25 protein-coding genes and 1 pseudogene are annotated in these 25,771 nt (G+C 66.4%); 5 read left to right on the top strand and 21 right to left on the bottom strand.

Annotated features, from left to right (window positions below; all coding sequences use genetic code 11):
* Positions 1-56 precede the first annotated feature (56 nt).
* The 11 genes from AC1DCZ_RS00370 to AC1DCZ_RS00320 form a co-directional block, all read right to left on the bottom strand.
* The gene (locus tag AC1DCZ_RS00370; protein WP_476973070.1) at positions 57-1,361 is read right to left on the bottom strand and encodes a thymidine phosphorylase; all 1,305 of its coding nucleotides are present in this window, start codon (positions 1,359-1,361) and stop codon (positions 57-59) included.
* Positions 1,362-1,375: 14 nt separating this feature from the next.
* Entirely contained in the window at positions 1,376-1,750 is a 375-nt protein-coding gene (locus AC1DCZ_RS00365) for a cytidine deaminase (protein ID WP_476894992.1), read from the bottom strand.
* Positions 1,751-1,845: 95 nt separating this feature from the next.
* The gene (locus tag AC1DCZ_RS00360) at positions 1,846-3,354 is read right to left on the bottom strand and encodes an ABC transporter permease (protein ID WP_476972903.1); all 1,509 of its coding nucleotides are present in this window, start codon (positions 3,352-3,354) and stop codon (positions 1,846-1,848) included.
* Positions 3,351-4,736, bottom strand: a complete 1,386-nt coding sequence (locus AC1DCZ_RS00355) for an ABC transporter permease (RefSeq protein WP_476972902.1) — start codon at positions 4,734-4,736, stop codon at positions 3,351-3,353. The genes AC1DCZ_RS00360 and AC1DCZ_RS00355 overlap by 4 nt, the downstream gene beginning before the upstream one ends.
* Complete coding sequence (locus AC1DCZ_RS00350; protein ID WP_476894858.1) at positions 4,729-6,324, bottom strand: ABC transporter ATP-binding protein; 1,596 nt, start codon at positions 6,322-6,324, stop codon at positions 4,729-4,731. Before AC1DCZ_RS00350 ends, AC1DCZ_RS00355 begins: the two co-directional genes overlap by 8 nt.
* 225 nt (positions 6,325-6,549) lie before the next feature.
* Positions 6,550-7,662, bottom strand: coding sequence for a BMP family lipoprotein (locus tag AC1DCZ_RS00345; protein ID WP_476972901.1), 1,113 nt, complete (start codon positions 7,660-7,662; stop codon positions 6,550-6,552).
* Between the two features lie 310 nt (positions 7,663-7,972).
* Positions 7,973-9,001: an NADP-dependent oxidoreductase gene (locus AC1DCZ_RS00340; protein WP_476972900.1), complete on the bottom strand. Its 1,029-nt coding sequence runs from the start codon at positions 8,999-9,001 to the stop codon at positions 7,973-7,975.
* Positions 8,998-9,429 carry an organic hydroperoxide resistance protein gene (locus tag AC1DCZ_RS00335; RefSeq protein WP_476972899.1) on the bottom strand — a complete coding sequence of 144 codons (432 nt, stop codon included), beginning with the start codon at positions 9,427-9,429 and terminating at the stop codon, positions 8,998-9,000. The genes AC1DCZ_RS00340 and AC1DCZ_RS00335 overlap by 4 nt, the downstream gene beginning before the upstream one ends.
* Before the next feature lie 136 nt (positions 9,430-9,565).
* Positions 9,566-10,030: a MarR family winged helix-turn-helix transcriptional regulator gene (locus AC1DCZ_RS00330; protein WP_476894854.1), complete on the bottom strand. Its 465-nt coding sequence runs from the start codon at positions 10,028-10,030 to the stop codon at positions 9,566-9,568.
* Between the two features lie 148 nt (positions 10,031-10,178).
* On the bottom strand, positions 10,179-11,378 hold the full coding sequence (locus tag AC1DCZ_RS00325) for an amidohydrolase (RefSeq protein WP_476894853.1): 1,200 nt from the start codon (positions 11,376-11,378) through the stop codon (positions 10,179-10,181).
* A 109-nt stretch (positions 11,379-11,487) separates the two neighbouring features.
* Positions 11,488-12,621 carry a mannose-1-phosphate guanylyltransferase gene (locus AC1DCZ_RS00320; protein WP_476972898.1) on the bottom strand — a complete coding sequence of 378 codons (1,134 nt, stop codon included), beginning with the start codon at positions 12,619-12,621 and terminating at the stop codon, positions 11,488-11,490.
* Between the two features lie 256 nt (positions 12,622-12,877).
* Between AC1DCZ_RS00320 and sdhC the strand changes: the two genes are divergently transcribed.
* The 5 genes and pseudogenes from sdhC to AC1DCZ_RS00295 all read left to right on the top strand — a co-directional run.
* Positions 12,878-13,258, top strand: coding sequence for a succinate dehydrogenase, cytochrome b556 subunit (gene sdhC / locus AC1DCZ_RS00315; protein WP_476894851.1), 381 nt, complete (start codon positions 12,878-12,880; stop codon positions 13,256-13,258).
* Between the two features lie 3 nt (positions 13,259-13,261).
* Positions 13,262-13,729: a succinate dehydrogenase hydrophobic membrane anchor subunit gene (locus tag AC1DCZ_RS00310; protein ID WP_476894850.1), complete on the top strand. Its 468-nt coding sequence runs from the start codon at positions 13,262-13,264 to the stop codon at positions 13,727-13,729.
* A gap of 165 nt (positions 13,730-13,894) precedes the next feature.
* The gene (sdhA, locus tag AC1DCZ_RS00305; protein ID WP_476894849.1) at positions 13,895-15,694 is read left to right on the top strand and encodes a succinate dehydrogenase flavoprotein subunit; all 1,800 of its coding nucleotides are present in this window, start codon (positions 13,895-13,897) and stop codon (positions 15,692-15,694) included.
* Position 15,695: 1 nt separating this feature from the next.
* Positions 15,696-16,478, top strand: a complete 783-nt coding sequence (locus AC1DCZ_RS00300; protein WP_024365819.1) for a succinate dehydrogenase iron-sulfur subunit — start codon at positions 15,696-15,698, stop codon at positions 16,476-16,478.
* Positions 16,479-16,623: 145 nt separating this feature from the next.
* Positions 16,624-17,055, top strand: a pseudogene (locus AC1DCZ_RS00295) (alpha/beta hydrolase family protein); the annotation flags it as partial.
* Here AC1DCZ_RS00295 and AC1DCZ_RS00290 read toward each other — a convergent pair.
* From AC1DCZ_RS00290 to AC1DCZ_RS00245, 10 genes are all read right to left on the bottom strand, one after another.
* A complete protein-coding gene (locus AC1DCZ_RS00290) occupies positions 17,012-18,178 on the bottom strand; it encodes a YihY/virulence factor BrkB family protein (RefSeq protein WP_476973069.1) in 1,167 nt (388 codons plus the stop codon). The pseudogene AC1DCZ_RS00295 and the gene AC1DCZ_RS00290 overlap by 44 nt on opposite strands.
* Positions 18,123-18,827 (bottom strand): 2'-5' RNA ligase family protein, encoded by a 705-nt coding sequence (locus AC1DCZ_RS00285; RefSeq protein ID WP_476972897.1) that lies wholly within the window; start codon positions 18,825-18,827, stop codon positions 18,123-18,125. The genes AC1DCZ_RS00290 and AC1DCZ_RS00285 overlap by 56 nt, the downstream gene beginning before the upstream one ends.
* 4 nt (positions 18,828-18,831) lie before the next feature.
* Entirely contained in the window at positions 18,832-19,929 is a 1,098-nt protein-coding gene (gene trpS, locus AC1DCZ_RS00280; protein ID WP_476972896.1) for a tryptophan--tRNA ligase, read from the bottom strand.
* A gap of 17 nt (positions 19,930-19,946) precedes the next feature.
* Positions 19,947-20,780 carry an exodeoxyribonuclease III gene (locus AC1DCZ_RS00275; protein WP_476972895.1) on the bottom strand — a complete coding sequence of 278 codons (834 nt, stop codon included), beginning with the start codon at positions 20,778-20,780 and terminating at the stop codon, positions 19,947-19,949.
* Positions 20,781-20,790: 10 nt separating this feature from the next.
* Positions 20,791-21,369: a hypothetical protein gene (locus AC1DCZ_RS00270; RefSeq protein ID WP_476972894.1), complete on the bottom strand. Its 579-nt coding sequence runs from the start codon at positions 21,367-21,369 to the stop codon at positions 20,791-20,793.
* 212 nt (positions 21,370-21,581) lie between these two features.
* The gene (locus tag AC1DCZ_RS00265) at positions 21,582-21,938 is read right to left on the bottom strand and encodes a VOC family protein (protein WP_476972893.1); all 357 of its coding nucleotides are present in this window, start codon (positions 21,936-21,938) and stop codon (positions 21,582-21,584) included.
* 23 nt (positions 21,939-21,961) lie between these two features.
* Positions 21,962-22,825, bottom strand: coding sequence for an ABC transporter permease (locus tag AC1DCZ_RS00260; protein ID WP_476894842.1), 864 nt, complete (start codon positions 22,823-22,825; stop codon positions 21,962-21,964).
* The gene (locus tag AC1DCZ_RS00255) at positions 22,822-23,694 is read right to left on the bottom strand and encodes an ABC transporter permease (RefSeq protein WP_476972892.1); all 873 of its coding nucleotides are present in this window, start codon (positions 23,692-23,694) and stop codon (positions 22,822-22,824) included. Before AC1DCZ_RS00255 ends, AC1DCZ_RS00260 begins: the two co-directional genes overlap by 4 nt.
* Positions 23,687-24,598: an ABC transporter ATP-binding protein gene (locus AC1DCZ_RS00250; RefSeq protein ID WP_476973068.1), complete on the bottom strand. Its 912-nt coding sequence runs from the start codon at positions 24,596-24,598 to the stop codon at positions 23,687-23,689. Before AC1DCZ_RS00250 ends, AC1DCZ_RS00255 begins: the two co-directional genes overlap by 8 nt.
* A 249-nt stretch (positions 24,599-24,847) precedes the next feature.
* Positions 24,848-25,771, bottom strand: a complete 924-nt coding sequence (locus AC1DCZ_RS00245; RefSeq protein WP_476972891.1) for a bifunctional methylenetetrahydrofolate dehydrogenase/methenyltetrahydrofolate cyclohydrolase — start codon at positions 25,769-25,771, stop codon at positions 24,848-24,850.

Below are 25,771 nucleotides of genomic sequence, written 5' to 3'. Positions count from 1 at the left end.
GAGCAGGATGCGCAACCGGGCTGGAGGGGTCAGGGCTGGGGTCTCGGAGGGTGGGGTCAGGCGATGCGGTCGATGATGAGCTGCTGCGCCGGCCGGGAGCCTTCCGGCGCGATCATGGCGGCGTGTTCGAGTGCCTCCTTGGCCCGTTCGAACTTCTCCGGAGTGTCCGTCAGGAGGGTCATGAGCGGCTCGCCGGCCTTCACGGTGGCGCCGGGCTTGGCGTGCATGCGCACGCCGGCGCCGGCCTGGACCACGTCCTCCTTGCGGGCGCGTCCGGCCCCGAGACGCCACGCGGCGACCCCGACGGCCATGGCGTCGAGCTCCACCAGGACACCGTCGGCGGGGGCGTAGATGACCTCGGATTCCTTCGCGACCGGCAGTTTGGCCCGGGGGTCCCCGCCCTGCGCCCGGATCATGCGGTTCCACACGTCCATGGCGCGGCCGTCCTTCAGGGCGGCCCGCGGGTCGGCGTCGTGGACGCCGGCGCAGGCCAGCATCTCTTCCGCCAGCCGGACCGTGAGTTCGACGACGTCTTCCGGGCCTCCGCCGGCCAGGACCTCGACCGATTCCTCGACCTCGATCGCGTTGCCGGCCGTCAGGCCCAGCGGCGTGTTCATGTTGGTCAGCAGGGCCACCGTGTTGACGCCGGCGTCCTTGCCCAGTGCCACCATGGTTTCGGCCAGTTCGCGCGCCCGGGCCTCGTCCTTCATGAAGGCGCCGCTGCCCACCTTGACGTCAAGCACCAGGGAACCGGTGCCTTCGGCGATCTTCTTGCTCATGATCGAGGACGCGATCAGCGGGATGGCTTCCACTGTTCCGGTGACGTCGCGGAGGGCGTAGAGCTTCTTGTCGGCCGGGGCCAGGCCGGCGCCTGCCGCGCAGATGACCGCGCCCACGTCCTGGAGCTGGGCCAGCATTTCCTCGTTGCTTAGGTCCGCGCGCCAGCCCGGGATCGCCTCAAGCTTGTCCAGGGTGCCGCCGGTGTGGCCCAGCCCGCGGCCCGAGAGCTGCGGTACGGCAACCCCGAAAACGGCCACGAGGGGCGCCAGCGGGAGCGTGATCTTGTCCCCGACGCCGCCGGTTGAGTGCTTGTCGGACGTGGGCTTCACGCCGCCGTCGGGCCGGCGCAGGCTGGAGAAGTCCATCCGCTCACCGGAGGCGATCATCGCCGCCGTCCAGCGGGAGATCTCGGCACGGTCCATGCCGTTGAGCAGGATGGCCATGTTCAAGGCGGCCATCTGTTCATCGGCGATGGCGCCGCGGGTGTAGGCGTCGATGGTCCAGTCGATCTGCGCGGGGCTGAGCACGCCCTTGTCCCGCTTGATGCGGATGATATCGACGGCGTCGAACGCTTCAGACATGTGTGGGGTCGGTGTCACCGGGTTTCCTCCAGGTGTTGGGGGCCAAAGGCATCGGGAAGGACTTGGTCCATGGTCTTGATTCCCTGTGTGGTCATGAGCTCCATGCCCGGAGCCCGGAATTCATAGAGCAGCTGCCGGCAGCGTCCGCACGGCATCAGGACGTTGCCGCCGGCGTCGACACAATAAAAGGCGCGCAGCAGGCCGCCGCCGGTCATGTGCAGGTTGCCCACGAGGGCGCACTCGGCGCACAGGGTCAGTCCGTAGCTGGCGTTTTCGACGTTGCAGCCGCTCACGATGCGGCCGTCCGCGGTGAGGCCGGCTGCCCCGACCGCGAACTTCGAATACGGCGCGTAGGCGTTCTTCATGGCGGCGACCGCGGCGGCCTCCAGGGCCGCCCAGTCAACGCCGGAGGATCCGGCGGATCCGACGGATACGGCCGTACCGGAGTCCGGGGCCGCGGCGGACTGTTCTTCGCGCACGGCCGTCAGCCCTTGACGTACGGTATGCCGTCGGCCGCTGGCGGCCGCGAACGTCCGACCAGCCCGGCCACGGCAATGACCGTCAGTGCGTAGGGCAGCATGGCCATGAACTGGCTCGGAACCGGGGATCCGATGATGGTGATGATGCTCTGCAGATTGTCGGCGAACCCGAAGAGCAGTGCTGCCAGGAAGGCGCCGATCGGATTCCAGCGGCCGAAGATCATGGCAGCCAGCGCAATGTAGCCGCGGCCGCCGGACATGTCCTTGCTGAAGGCGTCGACCGAGACAAGCGTGAAGAAAGACCCGCCGATGCCGGCGATGGCACCGCCCATGAGGACGTTGCGGAACCGGGTACGGTTCACATTGATGCCAACCGTGTCGGCAGCCTGGGGGTGCTCCCCCACGGCCCGCACGCGCAGGCCCCACTTGGTGTGGAACAGCCCGACATAGACGACGATGACGGCGACGTACATCAGGTAGCCGACCAGGGACTGGTGGAACAGGATGGGTCCGATGATCGGGATATCGGCAAGGAACGGGATGTCGACTGCCTGGAGCCGGCCTGGCTTGTTCAGTTGCTCCGGGTTCGCCGTGAGCAGGGTGGAGAACAGGAAGCTGGTGAGCCCGCTGATCAACACGTTGAGCACCACGCCCACAATGATCTGGTTCACGAGGTACTTGATGCTCACCACGGCAAGGACCAGGGATACGAGGGCGCCCGCCACTGCCGCCGCAATAAGCCCGAGGTAGACGTTCCCCGTCACTGTGGCGACGACGGCTGCCGAGAACGCGCCGAGCAGCAACTGGCCTTCGATCGCGATGTTGACTACACCGGCACGCTCACACAGCACACCGGAGAGCGAGCCAAACACGAGCGGAACGGCGAGCGTCACGGCTCCGGCCATGAGGCCGCCGAGCGAAATTGACGGCTCGGTGTCCCGGCCGCCCGCGACGATCCAGATCATGAACCCGACGAGGAAGACCACCGCGAAGGTGCCGCCCAGCCATCCCGGGATCCGGCGGTGCTCAAAGGTCAGGAAGCAGGTGTAGGCGGCCATGGCCAGCAGCAGGACGGAGCAGATCCAGCCCAGCGCCATGGACGGCACGGTGATCTTTTCGACCCGGGCGACGCCGAGGGCGGCCAGGCCGAGCACGACGACGGCCGCGACGGTGGCTGACGGAATCCAGCGGTCCACAGTTTCGCCGCTGCGGCGCCGGTTCATCCACCGGTAGCCCAGGTACGCGGCGGCGGCCAGCGCGACAACGAGCGTGATCCACGCTGCAGCGGACGAGGCGTTGGGGTCGCGGGCTTCGGCGATCCGGAAGCCGGCCGACTTCGTGTTGGCCAGGAAGCCGAACAAGATGGTGCCGAGTACGGCCAGCAGGCCGAGTCCGATGCCGGCTTTCCAGCTCACCAGTTCGGCGGTGCCCGCTTTGGCGCCGGCCCGTCCCCCTGTCTGTCCGGGGCCTTCCGCTGCCTGCCGGCTGGCGGGAGGTTGTGTCGTGGCGCTCATGCTGCCGCTCCGCTCTTCACGCCGCCGGCCGTTGAACCGGCGGTCCCACTCTTGGTGGACTTCTTCTTACGGGGATTGAGTCCGAATATCGCACGGACCAGCGGCGGTGCTGCGATGAACAGCACGATCAGGGACTGGATGACGAGGACAATGTCGATTGGCGTCTGCGTCTGGGCCTGCATGGCCACGCCACCGGCCCGGAAGGCTCCGAACAGGAGCCCGGCAAAGAACGTCCCCCACGGCGTCGAGCGCCCGAGGAGCGCGACCGTGATGGCATCGAAGCCGATGGATGCTGCCACACCGCCGGACAGGTACTTTTCCGTGCCGGACACCTGGGCGATGCCGGCCAGGCCCGCCAGGGCGCCGGCGATCGCCATCACCAGGATGGTGCTGCGCGCGACGTTGATGCCGGCGGTCCGGGCGGCGTTCGGGTTCGCGCCGACGGCACGGAACTCAAAGCCGATGGTGGAACGGTTCAGCAGCCACCAGACGAACGCGGTGGCCAGGATCGCGGCGATGAACCCGGCGTGCAGCCGGAACTGGGGTCCCAGCAGTTCCGGGAACAGCGCGGTGGAGTCCAGGAACGGGGAGATGGGGTTGGTGGAACCCTTGCGCTGGAAAGCCGGGGTGGTCAGCAGGAACAGGAGCAGGAAGTTGGCGATGTAGTTGAGCATGATCGTCACGATCACCTCATGCGCCCCCGTCCTGGCCTTCAGCAGGCCGACAACGCCGCCCCAGACCGCCCCGCCGACGAGGCCGGCGAGGATGACGACCAGCAGGTGCAACCCGATCGGCAGGTGCCAGGCAAAGCCGGTGTAGGCGCCAAAGAGGGCGCCGAAGATGATCTGCCCCTGCGCGCCGATGTTGAACAGGCCTGCACGGAAGGCCAGTGCCACGCCGAGCCCGGCGCAGATCAGCGGGGTGGCGACGGTCAGCGTCTCGGTGATCGGGTACAGCTGCGCGGCCAGGTCAGCGCCGGCCCAGTTGAAGATGGAGCCCTGGACCAGGGCCGCGTACGGGCGGAACACTTCGGTCAGCAGGTCTCCCGGAAGGGCGAAGAAATAGCCTGCCGTGGCCGCGACCTTGGGATTGGTCACCGCCATCAGGATGCCGCCGATGACGATGGCGAGCAGCACGGACAGCACGGACACCATCGCGTTGCCGGTGAAGATCTGGTGCAGCACCGATTCGCCGCTGTCCCGGTCCCGCCGTTGCGTCGCTGCCGGAACGGCGGACGGGGGGATCTGGCCCCCGGCGGTGTCGAGGACGACGTCGGAGGCGACGGCGCCGGACGTGTCCGGCTCGGGTTCGTGGTGCTCAGGGGGGACCGCAGCGTGCTTGCGGGCCGCAGCCGCCGGCTCCGGGGTCGTCTTTTCAGACATGTGCTTCTCCTTCGTGGCCGGCAGGCTCCGGCACCGTGGCCGTCGTCGGGCCGCTGTGGGCGTGGGCTGCGGCGCTGGCTTCGGCCTCGTTGGCCGGGACTCCAGCCATCATCAGGCCCAGCACGTCGCGGGACGTGGTGGCCGGAACAATGCCGACCAGCCGTCCACGGTAAAGGACCGCGATCCGGTCGGCCAACTGCATTACCTCGTCCAGTTCGGTGGAGACGATCATGACGGGGGTTCCGTGGTCCCGTTCGGCGATGACCCGTTTGTGGACGAATTCAATCGATCCCACGTCCAGCCCGCGGGTGGGCTGCGACGCGATGAACAGGCGCAGCGGCCGCGAGAGTTCCCGGGCCAGCACCACTTTCTGCTGGTTGCCACCGGACAGCGTGCCCACGGCCGCTGACACGGACTGGATGCGGACGTCGAACTCTTCGACTTTCTTCGCGGCGTTCTCTGCGATCACGCCAGGCTTCATGCCCACGCCCCGGGCGAAGGGTGCTTTGTCGTAGAGGTCCAGGATCATGTTTTCGGAGATCGAGAAGGTGCCCACGAGCCCGTCGAGCGTGCGGTCTTCGGGGACGAACCCGACTCCGGCGCCGAGGATGTGCTTGACGCTTCGGCCCAGCAGTTCCTCGCCGTCGAGAGTGATGGATCCGGACACGTGCGGCTGGACCCCCAGGATGGCCTCGGTCAGTTCGGTCTGGCCGTTGCCCTGCACGCCGGCGATGGCCAGCACCTCGCCCTTGGCGATGTCGAAGGACAGGTCGTCGACAACGTGCTGGCTGTTGTGGTCGGTCACTGTCAGGTGACGGACCTTGAACGTGACCTCGCCGGTCTTGGCCGGGCCCTTGTCCAGCGTCAGGCTCACCGCGCGCCCCACCATGGCGGACGCCAGCTCCGTCGGCGAAGCCGTCGGCTCCGCCTGGCCCACAACCTTGCCGCGGCGGATGACAGTGATCGTGTCCGAAATCGCCTTGACCTCGCGCAGCTTGTGGGAAATGAAGACGATCGACTTCCCGTCCCGCTTCAGCTGCCGGATGATATCGAGCAGTTCGTCGGTCTCCTGCGGCGTGAGCACGGCGGTGGGCTCATCCAGGATCAGGACCTCAGCGTCCCGGACCAGGGCCTTAATGATTTCGACGCGCTGCTGGACACCCACGGGAAGGTCTTCAACCATGGCGTCGGGGTCGACGTCGAACCCGTACTGGTCCGAAATCTGGCGGATCTTCTCCCGTGTGGCTTCAAGGTTGAGAAGGCCGCCAGCTTTGGTGGTCTCGTTGCCGAGCGCCACGTTCTCGGCCACGGTGAAGACCGGGATGAGCATGAAGTGCTGATGGACCATGCCGATGCCGGCCGCCATTGCCTCTCCGGGGTCCTTGAAGACGACGGGTTTGCCGTCGACCAGGATTTCACCTTCGGTGGGGTCGTAGAGTCCGTAGAGCACGTTCATCAGGGTGGATTTCCCTGCGCCGTTTTCTCCCAGCAGACAGTGGACCTGCCCGGGCTCTACGACCAAATCGATGTGGTCATTGGCTACCAGGGATCCGAATCGCTTCGTGATCCCTCTCAGTTCGAGTTTCAAAACCCCAACCAATCTGTGTGTGGATGGATCTGCTCCGGCGCGTTGTCGGCGGCAGGGCAACGGGTAATCCCAGCCTAGTGTCCGCAGGGGTCCCTGGGCAGAGAGGGCTGGCAAGCAAAACGCTGCAGGCAAAACTCTGCAGGCAAAACGCTGCAAGCAAAACAGAGCGCGCTGCCCTTCGGCCGGGGTAACGGCGGAAGGGCAGCGCGCCCCGCGGTGTAGTGCTTATTTGGCCGGGCTGGACTTCGACTCGACCTTGACGGTGCCGGAAACGATGTCCTTCTTCAGCTGGTCCAGCTCGCTCTTCAGGTCTGCCGGCACGGCGGCGTCGAGATCGTGGAACGGAGCCAGCGCCACGCCGCCGTTTTCGAGCGTGCCGATGTACGGTGCGGCGTCGAACTTGCCGTCCTTGTCGTCCTTGATGACCGTCTCCACCGCGGTGGACATGGTCTTCTGGACCGAGGACAGGATCACGGACTTGTAGTCGGGGGCGGTCAGGTAACCGTCGGAGTCAACCCAGATCAGCTTGGCGTCCTTGCCCTTGGACTTGGCCTCCAGAATCGCGCTGCCTGCGCCCGAACCCACCGGGCCGGCCACGGGAAGGATGATGTCCGCGCCCTGGTCCAGGAAGCCCTGGGTGAGGACCTTGCCCTTGTCGACCTGCTTGAAGTCGCCGACGAAGGTGCCGTCCTGCTTGGCCTTGTCCCAGCCAATAAGCTGGACGTTCTTGCCCTTCTTGTCGTTGAAGTACTTCACGCCGTCGGCAAAGCCGTCCATGAAGATCGTGACAGTCGGGATGTTGATGCCGCCGAAAGTGGCCACCTTCCCGGTCTTCGAGGTGCCGGCCGCCAGGTAGCCGGCCAGGAACGCGGCCTGGGCCGTGTCGTAGACGATCGGCTTGACGTTCTTGGGGAACGTGGGGTCGTTGTAGTCGATGATCGCGAAGTGGCTGTTCGGATTGGCCGTGGCGATGGACTTCGTGGCGTCGCCGAGGAGGAAGCCGACAGTGACGGTGAGCTTGCAGCCCTGCTGCACCATGGAGCGCAGGTTGGGGTCGTAGTCGGTGTCAGCCTTGGACTGGACGTGCTTCTCCTGGATGCCGAGGTCCTTGACGGACTGCTGCAAACCTTCGTAGCCGGACTGGTTGAACGACTTGTCGTCGAATCCACCGGAGTCGGAGACCATGCATGCGGTGTAGTCCGACTTCGTCGCGGAGCCGGAGGCACCCGACGACGACGGGGCAGCTCCGCAGCCGGTGAGCAACAGTGCGGCCGCACCCGCGGTGGCGACGCCGGCCATGGAACCGCGCTTGAGGGTTGCACGCAGTGAGTTCTTCAATTTTCCTCCAGGAAGAAAGGGTTGGCGCTACGACAGGAGTTCAATGAGTGTCTGTTTCGGGTGGTTCGACCCAAACTGAAGTTGTCACTGACGGATTCGCAGCACTGCGCCGAGGCGCACGGATGCAAGCTACTTTAGTGTCCTGCGACACGTGCAGTAACACGGTTCACAGGGAATACCCAGATTGTTGAGAACTTGTTACCAATCGGTAGTCCCGTGCCGTCCGCGCAGGCCACGCTCAAACGCCTCCGGCGCCGGTTCCGCAAGGGAACCGGCGCCGGAGGCGTGTCTTTTGGGGCCTTGGGCCAAGCTAGAGCCGGACGAGCATCTTGCCGGTGTTGGCGCCGTCGAGCAGGTCCATGAACGCCTGCGGCGCGTTCTGGAGTCCGTCCACGACGGTCTCGTCGTAGCGCACGGTGCCGTCGGCGAGCCACGCGGACATCGCCCCGACGAACTCGGCCATGTGCTGCCAGTAGCCGCTGACGAGGAAGCCCTTGAGCGTCAGCTGCTTGCCGATGGCAAGCATGAGGTTCCGCGGAGCCGGGGTGGGTTCGGTCGCGTTGTACTGCGAAATGGCGCCGCACATGGCCACCCGGCCGCCGACGGTGAGCGCGGACAGCGCGGCTTCGAGGTGTTCGCCGCCGACGTTGTCGAAGTAGACGTCGATCCCGCGTTCCCCGGCCGCGGCAGCAAGCTGTTCGGCCACCGGGCCATCGTGGTAGTTGAACGCTGCGTCGAAGCCGAGTTCCAGCAGACGGGCGACCTTTTCCGCGGATCCGGCGCTGCCGATGACGCGGGAGGCACCCATGGCCTTGGCGATCTGGCCCACGAGCGAGCCCACGGCACCTGCGGCACCCGAGACGAAGACGACCTCTCCGGCCTTGAACTCCGCAACCTTCAGCAGGCCGGCGTACGCCGTCAGGCCGGTCATGCCCAGCGCGCCGAGGAATGCTGACGCCGGGGCGAGGTCGGTGCGTGCCGGGGTGGTCGCGGCAGCGTCAAGGACGGCGTATTCGCGCCAGCCCAGCGAATGGACGACGGCGTCGCCCACCTTGCGGTCCGCGGACCGGGACGCGATAACCTCCCCGACCGCGCCGCCGTCGAGCGCTTTGTCCAGGGCGAACGGGGCCGAGTAGGACTTCACGTCATTCATGCGGCCGCGCATGTAGGGGTCCACCGAGATGTAGAGGTTGCGGACCAGGACCTGGCCGTCCTGCAGCTCGGGCAGCCGGGACTCGGCGAGGCGGAAGTTCTCCGGAACGGGACGGCCGTGCGGCCGGGATGCCAGCTGGATCTCGCGGGTGCTGGCCGGGAGGGTGGTTTCGGTGTTGGCGCTCATGCGGCGACCTCCATGATCTTGATGTCGACAGTGATGTTGCCACGGGTGGCGTTGGAATAGGGGCAAATCTGGTGGGCCCGGGCCACCAGGTCCTCGGCGGTCTGCCGGTCCACGGCGGGCAGGGCGATCTCGAGCTCTGCGGCCAGGCCGTATCCGGCTCCGTCCGCGAGGGCGCCGAAGTGGATCTTGGCGGCGACGGCGGAATCGGTCAGGTCCGCCCGTTCCTTGCGTCCGACGAGGCGAAGGGCGGAGTGGAAGCATGCGGCGTAGCCGGCGGCGAACAGCTGCTCCGGGTTGGTTCCGGCGCCGTCGCCGCCGAGTTCCACCGGACTGGCGAGGGTGACCTGGAGTTTGCCGTCATTGCTCACAGCGGTACCGTCGCGGCCTTCGCCCGAGGCCAGCGCTTCGGCGGTGTAGAGAGTCTTCATGGGGTTCCGTTCTCGTGGAGGGACATAGGGGTTCAGCGGGGAACTCGCCGGAAGCCTGCGGAGTCGCCGGGAACTTCCGGCGAGTTGGCACGCCTCCCGCGATTTCGACGTCGACGCGCCGGGCTGCCGGGGAGGCTCAGTGGGAGGCCTGGAGCGCGCCGGCCAGCCGGCCCAGGGTTTCGCGGAGCTGGTCCAGTTCCGCCGGCGTGAGGCCGGCGGCGTCGGCGAGCCGCTGCGGGATGCCGCTGGCCTTGGCGCTGAGTGCGGCGCCGGCGTCGGTGAGGGAGATCTGCACGCGGCGCTCATCCTCGACGGACCGGCGGCGCTGGACGAGGCCGAGCGCTTCGAGCCGCTTGAGCAGCGGCGAGAGCGTTCCGGAGTCGAGCCCGAGCTCCTCCCCCAGCTCACGGACGCTGCGCGGCTCCGCTTCCCACAGCACCAGCATGGCCAGGTACTGCGGGTACGTCAGGCCGAGCTCCTCCAGCATGGGCCGGTAGGCGGCCGTGGCAGCACGGGAGGCCGAGTACATCGCAAAGCACACCTGCCGGTTCAGGCGGAGCGCTTCCGAAGCGGCCGTGCGGGTCCCCTCCGGCGTGGTCATAACACCACTCTACGCCACAACCAAGTTGCACGCAATTCAGTTGTGCACAACCTAAATGGATGTTGGGAACTCGACCCCGGCGTCGTGCTGTCACAGGTGCGGAGATCCGGCGCGTCGAACCCGGGATGCAGGGTTTCGGGGCCGGAGGCTAGAGGTCGCGGAGCGTGCGCAGCGCCGCTGCCGCGAGGACCCGGATGCCGAGGCCCAGGGCGCGTTCGTCCAGGATGTAGTCGCCGCGGTGGAGGTCGTACTCCTCACCGCCTGGCGTCTTGGTGCCCAGGCGCATCATGGCACCGGGCAGGTCCGCCAGGAACCACGCAAAGTCTTCCCCGCCCATGGACTGGGGCGTGAGGACGACGGCGCCTTCACCGATTTCCGCGCGGGCCGCGGCCTCGATCAACGCAGTCTCGTGTTCGGAGTTCACCACCGGCGGCACGCCGCGGGTGTGTTCCAGGAGGACGTCGACGCCGTAGGGCTCGGCGACCTGGCGGACGACGTCGTCAAGGAGCTCGCCGGCGCTGTGCCAGGCGTCGCGGTCCAGGCACCGCATGGTGCCGGCCATGAAGCCGCTGCCCGGAATGGCGTTCGGGGCGGACCCGGCGGAAATCTGGCCCCACACTACCGAGACGCCGCTGCGGACGTCGACGCGGCGGGAGAGCACGGCGGGAACGTTGACAGCGATCTGGGCCAGGGCGAAGACGAGTTCTTCGGTCAGGTGCGGGCGTGAGGTGTGGCCGCCGCGGCCGGAGAGCTCAATCTTGATGGTGTCCGAGGCAGAGGTGATGGCCCCGATCCGGGTGCCGATCTTGCCGACTTCGATCCTGGGGTCGCAGTGCAAGGCCAGGATACGGGGCACGCCTTCCAGGACGCCCTGCTCGATGCAGGCGTGCGCGCCCCCGGGCATGGTTTCCTCGGCGGGCTGGAAGATGATCCGGACCGAGCCCCGGAGCGGCGAGTGCTCGTGCATGCGCTGCAGGATCAGGGCGATGCCCAGCATCGTGGTGGTGTGGACGTCGTGTCCGCACGCGTGGGTGACGCCATGGTGTTTGGACGCGAACTCGAGACCGGTTTCCTCGATGATGGGAAGGGCATCGATGTCACCGCGGAGGGCCGTGGCGATGGGGCCCTCCCCGACGTCGACCGTGACGCCCGTGCCTTCAAGGCGGCGGGGCTTCAGGCCTGCAGCCTCGAGCCGTTGCACCAGCTTCTCAGTGGTGCGGAACTCCTTGAAGGAGAGCTCCGGGTGCGCATGGAGGTCACGGCGGAAAGCGATTAGCTCCGGCAGGAGGGGCTCCAGCCACGGCCCCACCAGTGTGGTGGGCTCAGCTTCAGTAGTGTAGTTGCGCACGGAATAACTCTAGCGAGCGCTCAAGGAATAGCGGCATCGCGGACGGCGCGTTACGGATTCCTGCACGACGGCTGGCCGGCAATGCGCCAGTCCCAGGCGGGAGGAACGCCTACAGTACGTCGGTATCGCCGCTGGCCTTGAGCGCGTCAACGGCCTGCTTCACCCGTTGCGAGTGTTCCTTGTGCATGACCAGCAAGGCATCAGGGGTGTCCACGACCACGACGTCCTTGATCCCGATCAGGGCGATCACACGCTTCGTGTCGGAAACGACCACGCCGCTGGCGTCCTCGGTGAAGACGCGGGCGCCCTCGCCTATCACGGTGACGTCCTTGACTTCCTTGGCGCTGTTGAGCCGGCCCACGGAGGCGAAGTCCCCGACGTCGTCCCAGCGGAAGGTCCCGGGTACAACGGCGACGTCCCCTGCGGCAGCAGCCGGTTCGGCCACGGCGTAGTCAATCGCGATCTTGGGCAGCGTCGGCCAGATCCGGGCCGTGACTTCGTCCCGCTGCGGGGTGTCCCAGGCCCGGGCGATTTCCTGCAGGCCGGCGAAGAGCTCCGGCTGGTTCGCTTCGAGGTGCTTGAGCATGAGCGATACCGGCGCGACGAACATGCCGGCGTTCCAGACGTATTCCCCGCTGTCCAGATACTGCTGGGCAACTTCCTCGCTGGGCTTCTCCACGAACTCCACCACGGACTGCGCACTGGGGGCGTCCGGGATGTTGAGGCTCGCGCCCGAACGGATGTAGCCGAAGCCCGTGGACGGGTGTGTGGGCTTGATGCCGATCGTGACGATCTTCCCGGCGGCCGCGGTGTAGATGGCCTCGCGGACGGCGTCCTGGAAGAGCTCGTCCGGGCTGATGACCTGGTCCGCAGCGAAGGAGCCCATGATGGTGTCCGGGTCCCGCTCGTGGAGGATGGCCGCGGCAAGGCCGATCGCCGCGCCGGAGTCCTTGGGCTCGCTCTCCAGCACCAGGTCAGCGTCCTGGACCTCGGGCAGCTGCCGGCAAACCGCTGCACGGTGGGCCGAGCCGGTGACGACAAGCACGTGCTTGCCGGCGAGCGGCTGCAGGCGGTCGTAGGTTGCACGCAGCAAAGTGCTGCCTGAGCCGGTCAGGTCGTGGAGGAATTTCGGAGCTGCGGCCCGGGACAGAGGCCAGAGGCGGGTCCCCACGCCGCCTGCGGGAATTACCGCTATGAATCGGTCCAGCGGTGAAACCTGGCTTGTCGCTTTGTCTGTAGTCATCACGGCTACTTTAGCTGAACTCGGCCGATTCACCCCTGAATGCTTCCCCTCAGCTTTCGCATTACCGCCCGAATGTGGCGTTCGTCTCAAAACCGGCGCAAAACCGCGCCGCAGCCTGTCACCATCGGGTTCCCAAATTGAATAAGCTGTGGGCGAAGCCTAGATTTAGGCTTGAGCTTACGAGTGCTCTCGCAGCAGGCGTTCCCCCCGCGTGGATCCCATGCCAGCGCCGCTGTGTTGCAGGGAGGTTTATTCAGTGCCGACAAAACCAGCTGGCACCTTGTACCGCGGCCGTGAAGGCATGTGGTCCTGGGTTGGACATCGCATTACCGGTGTAGTGATCTTTTTCTTCTTGTTGGTCCATGTGCTGGACACCTCATTGGTGCGTGTGTCCCCCGAGGCCTACACCGCCGTGATTGGTGCCTACAAGAACCCCCTGATGGCCCTGGGTGAAACGGGCCTTGTTGCAGCGATCGTGTTCCATGCCTTCAACGGCCTGCGGATCATCGCGGTGGACTTCTGGAAGAAGGGCGCAAAGTACCAGCGCCAGATGCTGTGGACGGTCCTGGGTCTCTGGGTTGTCGTCATGGTGGGCTTCTCCATCCGCCACCTTTCCATCGCCTTTGGAGGTCACTAAGCCATGACTGCAACGCAGATCCAGAGCCCGCGCAGCGGGAAGATCCAGCCAAAGTACCGCCGCCATGGCGCTTCCAAGGGCAACTTCGAGATGCTCGCCTGGCTGTTCATGCGGCTTTCCGGCGTCGTGCTGGTTGTCCTGATCTTCGGCCACCTGACCGTGAACCTCCTGGTGGGTGAAGGCATCCACGCCATCGACTTCGGTTTCGTGGCCGGCAAGTGGGCTGATCCCTTCTGGCAGGTCTGGGACCTGGCCATGCTGTGGCTCGCCATGCTCCACGGCACCAACGGCGTGCGGACCATCATCAATGACTACGCCGAGAAGGACTCCAGCCGTCTCGCGCTGAAGATCGTGCTCTACGCAGCCACCACGGTCATCATCATCCTGGGCACGCTGGTCATCTTCACGTTCGACCCGTGCCCCGTGGTCAACGGCGCGCAGCTGGCGGGCGGATTCTGCCCGACGCCGTAGTGGCGTTCCGTCCCGGACCATTGCCCCAGGGCACGATCTGACGGTCCGTCACGACAACCGATCATTGCCTGCCCAGCGCAGGCAAGAGATTTCCCCGAGACCTCACCGGGCAGGCTCCGCCGGCCGGAGGTTTCACAGCGAATTTTGAGAGAAAGAGCGTCTGGTATGCAGGTCCATAAGTACGACGTCGTCATCGTCGGTGCCGGTGGCGCCGGGATGCGCGCGGCGATCGAATCAGGTCAGCGCGCGAAAACAGCGGTACTGACCAAGCTTTACCCCACCCGCTCCCACACCGGCGCGGCACAGGGCGGCATGTGTGCGGCACTGGCCAACGTCGAGGAAGACAACTGGGAATGGCACACCTTCGACACCATCAAGGGCGGCGACTACCTGGTTGACCAGGACGCCGCCGAGGTCATGGCGAAGGAAGCGATCGACGCCGTCCTGGACCTGGAAAAAATGGGCTTGCCGTTCAACCGCACGCCCGAGGGCCGCATTGACCAGCGCCGCTTCGGTGGCCACACCCGCGACCACGGCAAGGCTCCGGTCCGCCGCGCATGCTACGCCGCCGACCGCACCGGCCACATGATCCTGCAGACCCTGTACCAGAACTGCGTCAAGCACAACGTCGAGTTCTACAACGAGTACTACGTCCTTGACCTGCTCACTGTCGAGGAAGACGCAGTCCGCGAGGACGGCACGCCGTACAAGCAGAAGCGCGTTGCCGGCGTCGTCTCCTACGACCTCGCCTCCGGTGAGCTGCACGTCTTCCAGGCCAAGTCCGTGGTGTTCGCCTCCGGCGGCGCGGGCAAGGTCTTCAAGACCACGTCCAACGCCCACACCCTCACCGGTGACGGCATGGGCATCGCGTTCCGCCGCGGCATCCCCCTGGAGGACATGGAGTTCTTCCAGTTCCACCCGACAGGACTTGCAGGCCTGGGCATCCTCCTTTCCGAGGCCGCCCGCGGCGAGGGCGCGATCCTGCGCAACTCCGAGGGTGAGCGCTTCATGGAGCGCTACGCCCCGACCATCAAGGACCTCGCCCCCCGCGACATCGTGGCCCGCTCCATGGCCAACGAGGTCCGCGAAGGACGCGGCTGCGGCCCGAACAAGGATTACGTCCTCCTGGACCTGACGCACCTTGAGCCTGCGCACATCGACGCCAAGCTGCCGGACATCACCGAGTTCGCCCGCACCTACCTGGGTGTCGAGCCGTACACGGAGCCGGTCCCGGTCTTCCCGACGGCGCACTACGCCATGGGCGGGATCCCCACCAACATCACCGCCGAGGTCCTCCAGGACAACGACACCATTGTTCCGGGCCTCTACGCCGCCGGTGAAGTTGCCTGCGTGTCCGTGCACGGTTCCAACCGGCTGGGCACCAACTCGCTGCTGGACATCAACGTCTTCGGCAAGCGCGCCGGCATTGCCGCCGCGGAGTACGCCAAGACGGCTGATTTCGTGGAGCTCCCGGCCGACCCGGAGGCCTACACGCTGAACCTCCTGGAGCACGTGCGCACGTCAGACGGCACCGAGAAGGTCGCTGCAATCCGCAAGGAACTGCAGGACACGATGGATGCCAACATGCAGGTGTTCCGCACCGCCGACACGCTGAACCAGGTCCTGACGGACATTGCGTCCTTCGAGGAGCGGTACCAGCGCATCAGCGTCCAGGACAAGGGCAAGCGCTTCAACCTGGACCTGCTCGAGGCCGTGGAACTGGGCTTCCTGCTGGAACTGGCCAAGGTCATGACCGTAGCGGCCCTGCACCGCGAGGAATCCCGCGGCGGCCACTTCCGCGAGGACTTCCCCGAGCGCGACGACGAAAAATTCATGAAGCACTCCATGGCGTACAAGGATGAACACGCACCGGCCGACGGTTCCGCCGAGTCGATTGCGGGCATCCGGCTTGCCACCAAACCGGTGGTCTTTACGCGTTACGAGCCGATGGTGAGGAAGTACTAAAATGACCGCTGAACTCGCTGAGCCAGCCTCCAAGATCGAACTGCCCGCGCACATCGGCGGCGGCGGGGACATCCCGTCCTTCGACGTCCACCTGCGGGTGCGCCGCTACAACCCGGAGGTCTCCGACGAGTCCACCTGGGACGACTTCCACGTGACCATGTACGGCACGGACCGTGTCCTCGACGCCCTGCACAAGATCAAGTGGGAAATCGACGGCAGCGTCTCCTTCCGCCGCTCCTGCGCCCACGGCGTCTGCGGCTCCGACGCCATGCGCATCAACGGCCGCAACCGCCTCGCCTGCAAGACGCTCCTGAAGGATCTGGACACGTCCAAGCCCATCACGGTCGAGCCCATCAAGGGCCTGCCGGTGGAGAAGGACCTGATCGTGGACATGGAACCGTTCTTCCAGTCCTTCCGCGAAGTCATGCCCTTCCTGATCAACCGCGGCCACGAGCCCACCAAGGAACGCCTGCAGTCCGCCGAGGACCGCGAACGGTTCGACGACACCACCAAGTGCATCCTTTGCGCCGCGTGCACCTCGTCCTGCCCGGTGTTCTGGACCGACGGCCAGTACTTCGGCCCGGCGGCGATCGTCAACGCGCACCGCTTCATCTTCGATTCCCGCGATGACGCCGGCGACATGCGCCTGGAGATCCTCAACGACAAGGAAGGCGTGTGGCGCTGCCGCACCACCTTCAACTGCACCGAAGCATGCCCCCGCGGCATCCAGGTCACGCAGGCGATCGCCGAGGTCAAGCAGGCCATCCTGTCCCGCAAGATCTAGAACCTGGCTCGCCAGACCAACAGAGCCAGCACCTGGACAACAGCATCACGACGACGGCGCCTCTCACCTTCCGGGTGGGGGCGCCGCCGTCGTCTGACCGCTCAATGGCCGGCAGCACGCACCGGGTCCCACCACGCAACGATAAGGGTCACCATGTCCCGATCTGAAAAGGGGCTCCTTCAGCCACAAAGTGGCAGACACCGTGAGGGCGGCGGAATTCATGCGCGAGTCCGGCCGGCCGGTATCGCTGCTCGTGGGGCATTCCTTTGGCGGCGCCGAAGTGGACCTGGGCGGAAAACGGGTGAAAATCCGGCGTCACTTCGTCGAGGACCTGGACAAGGCTGACCTCACGGACTGCATCAGGGAGCTGCACAAGCCGCTCATGGTGCTCCACTCCCCCACGGACAACACGGTGGGAATCGAGAACGCCAGCACCATCTTCCAGACGGCCCGGCACCCGCGCAGCTTCGCCTCGCTGGAAGGCAGCGATCACCTGCTGACCGGGAAAGGCCACGCTGCCCGCGCTGCGAAGATTATTTCGGCGTGGGCCGATCAGTACCTCGACGCCGGAAGGTAGCAACTGACGGGCGGCGCCGCTCGCGCGGCTCGGCCGGCGTCTTGCCCGGCTGTACCCGGCGGGCGCCCCACCCGTTCGTGCCGGCAGCGGGGCTGCTGGCCAGGTCCCCTTCGCGGACCGCGGACCAGGCGGCGGACACCATGTAGACCTGGCTGATCAGGTTGAACCAGATGAGCAGCCCGATGATAATTGCAAAGGGCGCCAGGATGGGGTTCCGGCCTGCGTTGCCCAGGAGTGCGGCGCTGAAGATCTGCAGCACGGAAGTGCCCACGGCGGCGAGGATGGTGCCCTCCAGCAGGGATTGCCGGGCCAGCTTCAGGCCTGCGGCCAGCCGGAACATGATCAGGGCCGTGCACCAGCCGAGCAGGAGCGGTACCGCGATCTTGATGGACGTTGTCAGCGGCACGGCGACCAGCGGGTCCAGCTGAAGCTGCTCGGACACCCAGCCGGCGGCAGTGCCGAACACCAGGGACACCCCGGCGCTGATCACGAGGGCGGCCCCCAGCAGCAGGAGGGTGCCGGCGTCGCGCAGTTTCAGGAGGACCGGGTTCATCTTCAGCGGACTGAGGCGCATGACGCCCCGGAGCCCCTCCCGCAGGCCGGCAAGCCAGCCCAGCGACGTCACCACGGTCACCACCGCCGCGATCACCGCCGTCCAGCCCAGGCCGGTGGGGTTCAGCAGGTCCTGCGGATTTACGAGGCCTTCGCGGCCGTCGACCTTCAAGAGTCCAGGTGCGTTCACCGCGACGCTGCTGACGACGCGGTCCAGCAAGGCGGGCTGCCCGCGCAGCACGAGCCCGGCAATGGAGAAACCGGTGGCCAGCAGCCCGGTGATCGAGAAGAACATGTTGAAGCCGATGCCGGCGCTCATGAGCGGGCCGTGCTGGAGGTTGTAGTGCTGGAAGGCCCGCATGGGCCGGAAGGCGTTAAGCCGGGCCAGCAGCCACTGGATCAACGGCATGAGTGCCGCCGGTCCCCTGCCGCCTGTGCGGCGTGCCTTGCCCCAGTCGACCTGTCTGCGGATGACTTCGAGTTTCAGCCGGGCAAGCTCGGTGGGAAGGGGAGGCTCAGCGGGGGCCTGTTGCGCCGCGCGGGCCTCTGTCGTCGTCAGGTTCGGTACCAAAGTCAAGCTCTTCCCGTAGCTGCCAAATGCCGTTGTCGTCGTGTTCGTAAAGTCCCATGCTAGCGACAGGGAACGTGGCCCTGTAATCGCTGAGCGCCGTTTCGGCCTCGTCGAGGCTTTCCGGCGCCACGTCATGGGCGACAGTGACGTGCGGGTGGTACGCGAACGGCAGCTCGCGTTCCAGCGGTCCGGCCTGGAGTTGCCGGTGCAGGTTGACGCAGTCGCCGAAGCCGTCTTCGACGTTGAGGAAGACGACCGGGGAGACGGGGCGGAAGGATCCCGTGCCGGCGATGCTCACGGTGAACGGTTCCTGCTTGCGGGCCACGTCCCGCACATGGCTCCGCGTTGCTTCCCAGTCCTGGGTCATCGTGGTTGTCACGAGCGTGATGTGGGCGGGAATGACACTGGCCATCGGGTCCCCGAAGGACGCCCGCCAGCGCTGGAGTTCCTCGGCGATCTCCGACGGAAAGCCCAGGATCACGCCGATGCTGATGCCTTCGCTGCGTGCATGTCCGTTGGACTCCGGAACTCCGTCCGGCCCGGGAGCACTGCGACCCTCGTGGGCATCCCGCTCCCTGCCAGCCGTGCCCTGGAGGGCGTGGCTGGCCTGCGGGGTGCCTTTCGCGGTGCCTTTGTTGAGGGAGGACATTGACCTAGCGGACTCCCTGGGACCCGGCGTACGGCAGGAAGCCCACCTTGGCATAGACGTCGCGGAGCGTGACCGAGGCGATCTCGCGGGCCTTGTCCGCGCCGAGGGCCAGGAGCCGGTCCAGTTCGGCGGGATCGTCCAGCAGCTCATTCGCCCGGTCCCGGATCGGCGTCAGGCGCTCGGCCACGACCTCGGCCAGGTCCACTTTGAGATGTCCGTACATTTTGCCCTCGTAGGCGGCGACGATGGATTCCACGCTCTGCCCGGAGATCGCCGAGTAGATGGTCAGCAGGTTGGACACGCCGGGCTTGGCCTCGCGGTCGAAGCGGATTTCCGTCTCCGTGTCCGTCACGGCGGACTTGATCCGCTTGGCGATGACCTTCGGATCGTCCAGGAGGTTGATGAGCCCGGCCGGTGACTCCGCGGATTTGGACATCTTGGCGGTGGGGTTCTGGAGATCGTAGATCTTCGCCGATTCCTTCTGGATGAAGGGCTGCGGCACCGTGAACGTTTGGCCGAAGCGTGAATTGAAGCGCTGGGCGAGGTCCCGGCTGAGTTCCACGTGCTGGCGCTGGTCCTCGCCTACCGGCACACCGTGCGGCTGGTAGAGGAGGATGTCCGCGGCCTGCAGGATGGGGTACGTGAACAGTCCGACGCTTGCCTGTTCCGAGCCGTGCTTGAGGGCTTTGTCCTTGAACTGGGTCATCCGGGACGCTTCACCGAAACCCGTGATGCAGTTCAGGACCCACGCCAGCTGGGCATGCTCCGGCACCTGGGATTGGACGAACAGCGTGCATTTGTCCACGTCGACGCCGCCCGCAATGTACTGCGCGGCCGTGACCCTGGTGCGGTGGGCCAGTTCGGCCGGGTCCTGCGGGACGGTGATCGCGTGGAGGTCCGGGATGAAGAAGACGGCGTCGTACTCGTCCTGCATCCTCACCCAGTTCACAAGGGCGCCGAGGTAGTTGCCCAGGTGCAGGGAGTCTGCGGAGGGCTGCATCCCGGACAGGATCCGGTGCCGCGCACCGGCAGCCGGAACGCCGGCGTTGGCGGCGGCGGCGTCAGGTGAAGCGGCGTCGGTCACGGTTGAAGCAGAGGTCATGCGTGGAAGCCTTACGACTAGAGCCGGTAGTCCACTACCAGCGGGGCGTGGTCGGAGAAGCGTGTGTCCCAGGACGGTGCCCGGTCAACAACGGCTGACACTGCGGCAGCAGCGAGAGCGGGCGTGGCCATGTGGTAATCGATGCGCCAGCCGGTGTCGTTGTCGAAGGCCTGGCCCCGTTGCGACCACCAAGTGTAGGGGCCGTCGACGTTACCCGCCAGGCCCCTGTGAACATCCTTCCAGCCGATTTCCTCGCCGAAGAAGCGGTCGAAATAGGCGCGCTCCTCCGGAAGGAAGCCCGCGCGTTTGACGTTGCCCTTCCAGTTCCTGATGTCCAGTTCCGTGTGGCCCACGTTGAGGTCACCCACCACGAGGGCGTGATCGCTGTGCTTGGCCAGTTCCGGCAGCCGGTTGACCATGACGTCAAGGAAGCGGAACTTGTCGTCCTGCTTGGGGGTGCCGGCCTCGCCGGAGTGCACGTAGGCGCTGACCACGGTCAGCCGGGAGGCCTGCCCGGCAGCGTCGCGGACGGTGTAGTCGGCTTCGACCCAGCGGCCGGCGGTGGCGAAGTAGTCGTCCCCGATCCCGACGCGGGTGGCGAGGGGTTCGGTGCGGGAGGCGATGGCAACGCCGGCGCGGCCCTTGGCTTCGGCCTCCGCGTGCAGGATGTACCAGCCTGCGCCGAGCAGCTCATGGACGATCGCGTCGGGCGCGCGGACCTCCTGCAGGCACAGGATGTCCACCCCGCGGGGCTCCAGCCATTCCGCCATGCCCTTCTTATAGGCGGCGCGAAGGCCGTTGACGTTGACGGATGCGATGCGAAGGTGGTCCTTCTCCAATGCCGAGCTCACCCGATCCACTCTAGTCGATGATGGTTCCGCGGACGGGCTCGTCGGAACCGCCCCCGGACTTGATCATGTCCCGCGCGTTGGCGGCGGTGATCTCGATGGTTTCCAGTGCCCGGCGGATCGTGTCGTGGTCCGCGCCGGCACCCTTGGCGCGCTCTTGCTCCACAACACGGACCTGCACCTGGACAATCTTGAAGGAGTGGTCCAGCTTCATGTCGCGGGCCCCGTCGGATGCGCGGTGTCCGCTGGCAAGGCGCGTGTTGCCCTGGTCAACGCTGCCGGACGACGGCGCACGGCCGGTCGCGGCGTTGAAGGCGTTCTGGGCCTCGTTCAGCTTGGCTCCCGCCTTCCTGGCGGCCTTCTGGATGCTGAAGACGACGAACGATGCCAGGGCGAGCCAGAAGGCGGCAATGATCGCCACGACCCAGCCGACGACGTCGTTCTGGTTGGCCGCGAAGATCACTGCGACGATGAACGCGATGATGAAGACCATCATTCCCGGTCCGCTGATCCGGAACATGGAGAACCGGGACCTGGCCGGGTTGAACGCGGACGATTTTGGCGCTGACGCGGAGTTGCCCAGAGATTGCATGCCCCCATTATCGCAAACACCTGCCGCGGCCCGTCCCGCTTCCACCCCGGGCGAACGGAGGGCCCGCCAACCAAATGCTCCCCAGCCCAAGTAACTCGCAGCAGGGGCCGTTCTGAGTCCTCAGAACGGCCCCTGCTGCGAGTCAGTTGGGTGCGGGTCACTTGGGTGCGGGTCAGTTGGTGATTCCGGGGATCGGGCTCCCCGCGCAGGCCTCAGGACAGGACCAGGCAGAACGGGTGGCCGCTCGGGTCCGTGAAAACCCGGTACGAATTTCCACCGCCCGCCTGGCGTGCGGCGCCAAGCTTCAGCACTTCCGCCTCACCGGCGTCGAGGTCTCCGACTTTCACATCCACGTGCATCTGCTGCGGATGGTCCGCGTGCGGCCACTGCGGCCGGACCAGCCGGTCCACGCGCTGGAAGGCAACGGCGGGACGGTCGGCGGCGTCGCCGATCGAGATCCAGTCCTCGTCTTCCTGCACCCGGATCATGCCCAGCAGCTGCTGGTAGAAGGCGGCCAGCGTGTCCGGATCCTCGCAGTCGATCACGAGGGCGTGCCATGTGCCGATCATGGGATCTCCGTTTCCTTGGATGGTTATTTGAGGAAGAGTCCGCGCAGGCGACCGGTGGTGAGCGTGACCCCGAGGGCAATCATCACGAGGTAGTAGCCGACATGCACGGCCGTGGCCGGAGTGAACGCCCCAACGCTGATCTGGCGCAGCAGCTCCACGCCGTGCCACAGCGGCATGGCCTGGATCAACAACTGGATGGACTGCGGATACACGCTCAGCGGGTAGAACGTGGCGCTGAAGAGGAACATCGGCAGCATCACGAAATTGATCCAGTCCATCTGCTGGAAGGTCTTCATGAAGCTCGTGATTCCCATCCCGAAGCTCGCGAAGCCGAATGCGATCAGCACCGATGCCGGAACCATCAGGAGCGCCCACGGAGTGGTGATCAACCCCATCACGCCCATCACGGCCGTGAACCCGGTGGCGTACATGAATCCTCGGAGCAGGGCCAGGAAGATCTCCCCCATGGCGACATCCAGCGGCCCGAGCGAGGTGTAGAGCATCCCCTGGTAGAGCTTGGCGAAGTTCATCTTGAAGAAGACGTTCCAGGTGGAGTCGTAGACGGCACCGTTCATGGCGGAGACGGCCAGCAGCGCCGGGGCAATGTAGGCGGCGTAGGAGATCGCCTGCCCGTCCGGGCCCTGCACGGTGCCGACGATCGCGCCCAGGCCCACGCCCATGGAGATCAGGTACAGCACGGGTTCGAAGAAGCCGGAGACCATCACGAGCCAGTTGCTGCTCTTGGTGGCCATGAGCCCGCGGGCGACGACGGCGCGGACGTTGCGGGAGTAGAGCGGCCCGAAGCGCCGGTTGCGGGCAGCCTCGGTGACGCTGGTGCTGCCCGGAGTGTGGGCCCCGGGGTTGTGGCTCGCCGACAGGGTGCTCATGCGCCCATCCTTTTCGCGAACTGGCGGGTGGTCAGGACCCAGCCGGCCGCCGCCAGGCCCAGCAGGAACAGCAGGTGCACGATCGTGAGCAACGGCGCCTCCTGGTAGCTGTAGGTGAGGACCCGGCCCAGCTCGGTGCCGTGCCAGATCGGTGAGATCCAGCCGATCCAGCGCACGGAAAGAGGGAGGGTGTCCAGTGGAAAGAAGGTGCCGGAGAACAGGAACAATGGCATGACGATGAACCGCATGACCATGGCGAATTGTCCCTTGTCATGCTGGATCGTTGCAGCGTAGGCCATGAGCGGCAGGCCGAACGAGAGTCCGGCCAGCGTGGCCACGAGGATCGAGACCCAGCTCCAGCCGCCCGGTGCTGCCCCGAACAGCGCCACAACGGCAAGGTAAATGGCCGACTGCAGGAGCAGGCGGGCGGTAACGGCGATGATGTGGCCGCCGGCAATCTGCTCGGGCGTCAAGGGCGAGGCGTGCGGGCCGTAGTAGACCCGGCGCCATTTGAAGCCGTCCATCACGGGGAAGGTGAACTCCCCGGCAGTCGTCATGACGGCGGCCGAGATCAGCAGGGCCGGCGCGATGAAGGTGATATAGCCGACGCCGCCAAAGGCCCCCGCGCCGTTGGCCTCGACCAGCGTGGCGAGGCCCACGCCCATGGCGAAGAGGTAGGCGGCCGGCTGCCCGACGCCGTACAGAACGATCGTCCAGCCGTAGCCCTTCATGACCCGGAGGACCTGCTCGGCGTAGTAGATCGCGCCCCACCGGCGGGCGCGGGCTGCAGAAACGGCAGGTGAGTGGGCGCGCAACGGTTCCGGCGGCCCGGTCGGCGCCGCGGCTGGCGCAGCAGCGTGCTCAGTCAACGAGGCTCCTGCCGGTCAGTCGGAGGAAGACATCCTCGAGCGAGGAGCGGCGGACGAGGGACGTGACGGGCCGCAGGCCCCGGGCGGAGACCTGCTCGAGGGCGGCTTCGCCGTCGTGGGCGTAGATGAGGACGCGGTCCGGCAGGGTTTCCAGCCGCTCGCCGATCCCTTCAAGCTCGGCGCCGATGGTGGCGTTGCGCTCCGAGCCGAAGCGGAGCTCCAGGACTTCGCGGGTCGAGTACTCGCGGATGAGGTTCGCGGGTGAGCCCTCGGCCATGATCCTGCCCTTGTCCACGACGATCAGCCGGTCGCACAATTGTTCGGCCTCGTCCATGTAGTGCGTGGTCAGGATCAGCGTGACGCCTTGTTCCTTGAGCCGGAACAGCCGGTCCCAGAGAATGTGGCGGGCCTGCGGGTCCAGGCCGGTGGTCGGCTCGTCGAGCAGCAGGATGCGGGGCTCGTTGATCAGGGAGCGGGCGATCGTCAGTCGGCGCTTCATGCCGCCGGACAGGGCGTCGACCTTGGACTTGGCCTTGTCGGTCAGCTGAGCGAATTCCAGCAGCTCATCGGCTTTGGTCCTGAGGTAGCTCATGGGCAGGCCGAAGTAGCGGCCATAGACCAGCAGGTTGTCCCGGACCTTCAGTTCCTCGTCCAGGTTGTCCTGCTGCGGCACCACGCCCAGGTGGGCGCGGACCTCCGGTCCGTGCTGGTCCGGGTCGAGTCCCATGATGCTCAGGCTGCCGGAGGTGCGCTGGGAGACCCCGCCGATCATCTTCATGGTGGTGGACTTGCCGGCGCCGTTGGGCCCAAGCAGGCCGAACGCCTCCCCGGCGGGCACGCGGAAGGAGATGCCGTCGACGGCGGTGACGTCGCCGTAGCGCTTGGTCAGGTTTTCGGCCGTAATGACGTACTCGGGAGCGCGATCAGCCGGGCTGCTTACACGTGATTGTTTTGAGGCAAGTTCGGACACCCGCACCACGGTAGTGGATCCCCGCAAACTATGAAAGAGTCTTTTCGTAAAAACTCCTGACGTATTCGTTTGGTTATGTTCGCCGCGGAGGGACGGGCGGAATCCCGCGGGGGTTGAGCCTGCCATAGCCGGCGCAACCACCGCGGGAGCGTCTCAGGCGGTGCCGGAGTGGCTTTCCTCTGCCTAGTGGCTTTCCTGGGCCAAGTGGCGTTCCGCCGTTTCCACCACGTTGGCCAGCAGCATGGCACGGGTCATCGGCCCCACGCCGCCGGGGTTGGGCGAAAGCCACGCGGCGACACCGGCCGCGGCCGGGTCCACGTCTCCGGTGACCACAGCCTTTCCGTTGCCGTCATCCACACGGCTGACGCCGACGTCGAGCACGATTGCCCCGGGTTTGAGGTCCTCCGCCTTAATCATGTGCGGCTGCCCGGCCGCAGCGATCACGACGTCGGCCTGCCGGAGTTCGGCGGGCAGGTCCACCGTGCCGGTGTGGGCCAGGATCACGGTGGCGTTAACGTCCTTGCGGGTCAGCAGGAGCCCCGCCGGCCGGCCGATGGTGACGCCGCGGCCCACCACGAGGACCCGTTTGCCGCTGAGCTTGATCCCGTGCCGGGTCAGCAGCTCCACGCAGCCCTTGGGCGTGCAGGGCAGCGGGGACTTCATGGGTCCGCTGACGTTGGCCACGAGCCGGCCCAGGTTCATCGGGTGCAGGCCGTCGGCGTCCTTTTCGGGGTCCATGGCCTCCAGGATGACGTCCTGGTCGATGTGTTTGGGCAGCGGCAGCTGGACGATGTAGCCGGTGCATTCCGGGTTCTCGTTAAGCTCCCGGACCACGGCCAGGAGTTCGTCCTGGGTGGTTTCTTCGGGCAGGTCGCGGCGGATGGAGGTGATGCCCACCTCGGCGCAGTCCTTGTGCTTGCCGCCGACATACCACGTGCTTCCCGGGTCGGAGCCGACCAGGATGGTGCCCAGGCCCGGGGTGATGCCCTTGGCCTTGAGCGCGGCGACGCGCTGCGTCAGTTCGGCCTTGATCGTGGCGGCGGTGGCTTTCCCGTCAAGGATCCGGGCGGTGTTGGCCTGGGCAGGGTTGGCGATCTCGGTCGTCAT

Source organism: Arthrobacter sp. 10N418 (assembly GCF_056394725.1).
This window is presented reverse-complemented; position numbering and strand designations above follow the sequence as displayed.

Bases quoted from the DNA above. Each gene is read 5' to 3' on its own strand.
- AC1DCZ_RS00370 (WP_476973070.1), bottom strand. From the start codon at position 1,361: ATGTCTGAAGCGTTCGACGCCGTCGATATCATCCGCATCAAGCGGGAC.
- AC1DCZ_RS00360 (WP_476972903.1), bottom strand. From the start codon at position 3,354: ATGAGCGCCACGACACAACCTCCCGCCAGCCGGCAGGCAGCGGAAGGC.
- AC1DCZ_RS00355 (WP_476972902.1), bottom strand. From the start codon at position 4,736: ATGTCTGAAAAGACGACCCCGGAGCCGGCGGCTGCGGCCCGCAAGCAC.
- AC1DCZ_RS00340 (WP_476972900.1), bottom strand. From the start codon at position 9,001: ATGAGCGCCAACACCGAAACCACCCTCCCGGCCAGCACCCGCGAGATC.
- AC1DCZ_RS00335 (WP_476972899.1), bottom strand. From the start codon at position 9,429: ATGAAGACTCTCTACACCGCCGAAGCGCTGGCCTCGGGCGAAGGCCGC.
- AC1DCZ_RS00330 (WP_476894854.1), bottom strand. From the start codon at position 10,030: ATGACCACGCCGGAGGGGACCCGCACGGCCGCTTCGGAAGCGCTCCGC.
- AC1DCZ_RS00320 (WP_476972898.1), bottom strand. From the start codon at position 12,621: ATGACTACAGACAAAGCGACAAGCCAGGTTTCACCGCTGGACCGATTC.
- AC1DCZ_RS00310 (WP_476894850.1), top strand. From the start codon at position 13,262: ATGACTGCAACGCAGATCCAGAGCCCGCGCAGCGGGAAGATCCAGCCA.
- sdhA (WP_476894849.1), top strand. From the start codon at position 13,895: ATGCAGGTCCATAAGTACGACGTCGTCATCGTCGGTGCCGGTGGCGCC.
- AC1DCZ_RS00300 (WP_024365819.1), top strand. From the start codon at position 15,696: ATGACCGCTGAACTCGCTGAGCCAGCCTCCAAGATCGAACTGCCCGCG.
- AC1DCZ_RS00285 (WP_476972897.1), bottom strand. From the start codon at position 18,827: ATGTCCTCCCTCAACAAAGGCACCGCGAAAGGCACCCCGCAGGCCAGC.
- trpS (WP_476972896.1), bottom strand. From the start codon at position 19,929: ATGACCTCTGCTTCAACCGTGACCGACGCCGCTTCACCTGACGCCGCC.
- AC1DCZ_RS00270 (WP_476972894.1), bottom strand. From the start codon at position 21,369: ATGCAATCTCTGGGCAACTCCGCGTCAGCGCCAAAATCGTCCGCGTTC.
- AC1DCZ_RS00265 (WP_476972893.1), bottom strand. From the start codon at position 21,938: ATGATCGGCACATGGCACGCCCTCGTGATCGACTGCGAGGATCCGGAC.
- AC1DCZ_RS00260 (WP_476894842.1), bottom strand. From the start codon at position 22,825: ATGAGCACCCTGTCGGCGAGCCACAACCCCGGGGCCCACACTCCGGGC.
- AC1DCZ_RS00245 (WP_476972891.1), bottom strand. From the start codon at position 25,771: ATGACGACCGAGATCGCCAACCCTGCCCAGGCCAACACCGCCCGGATC.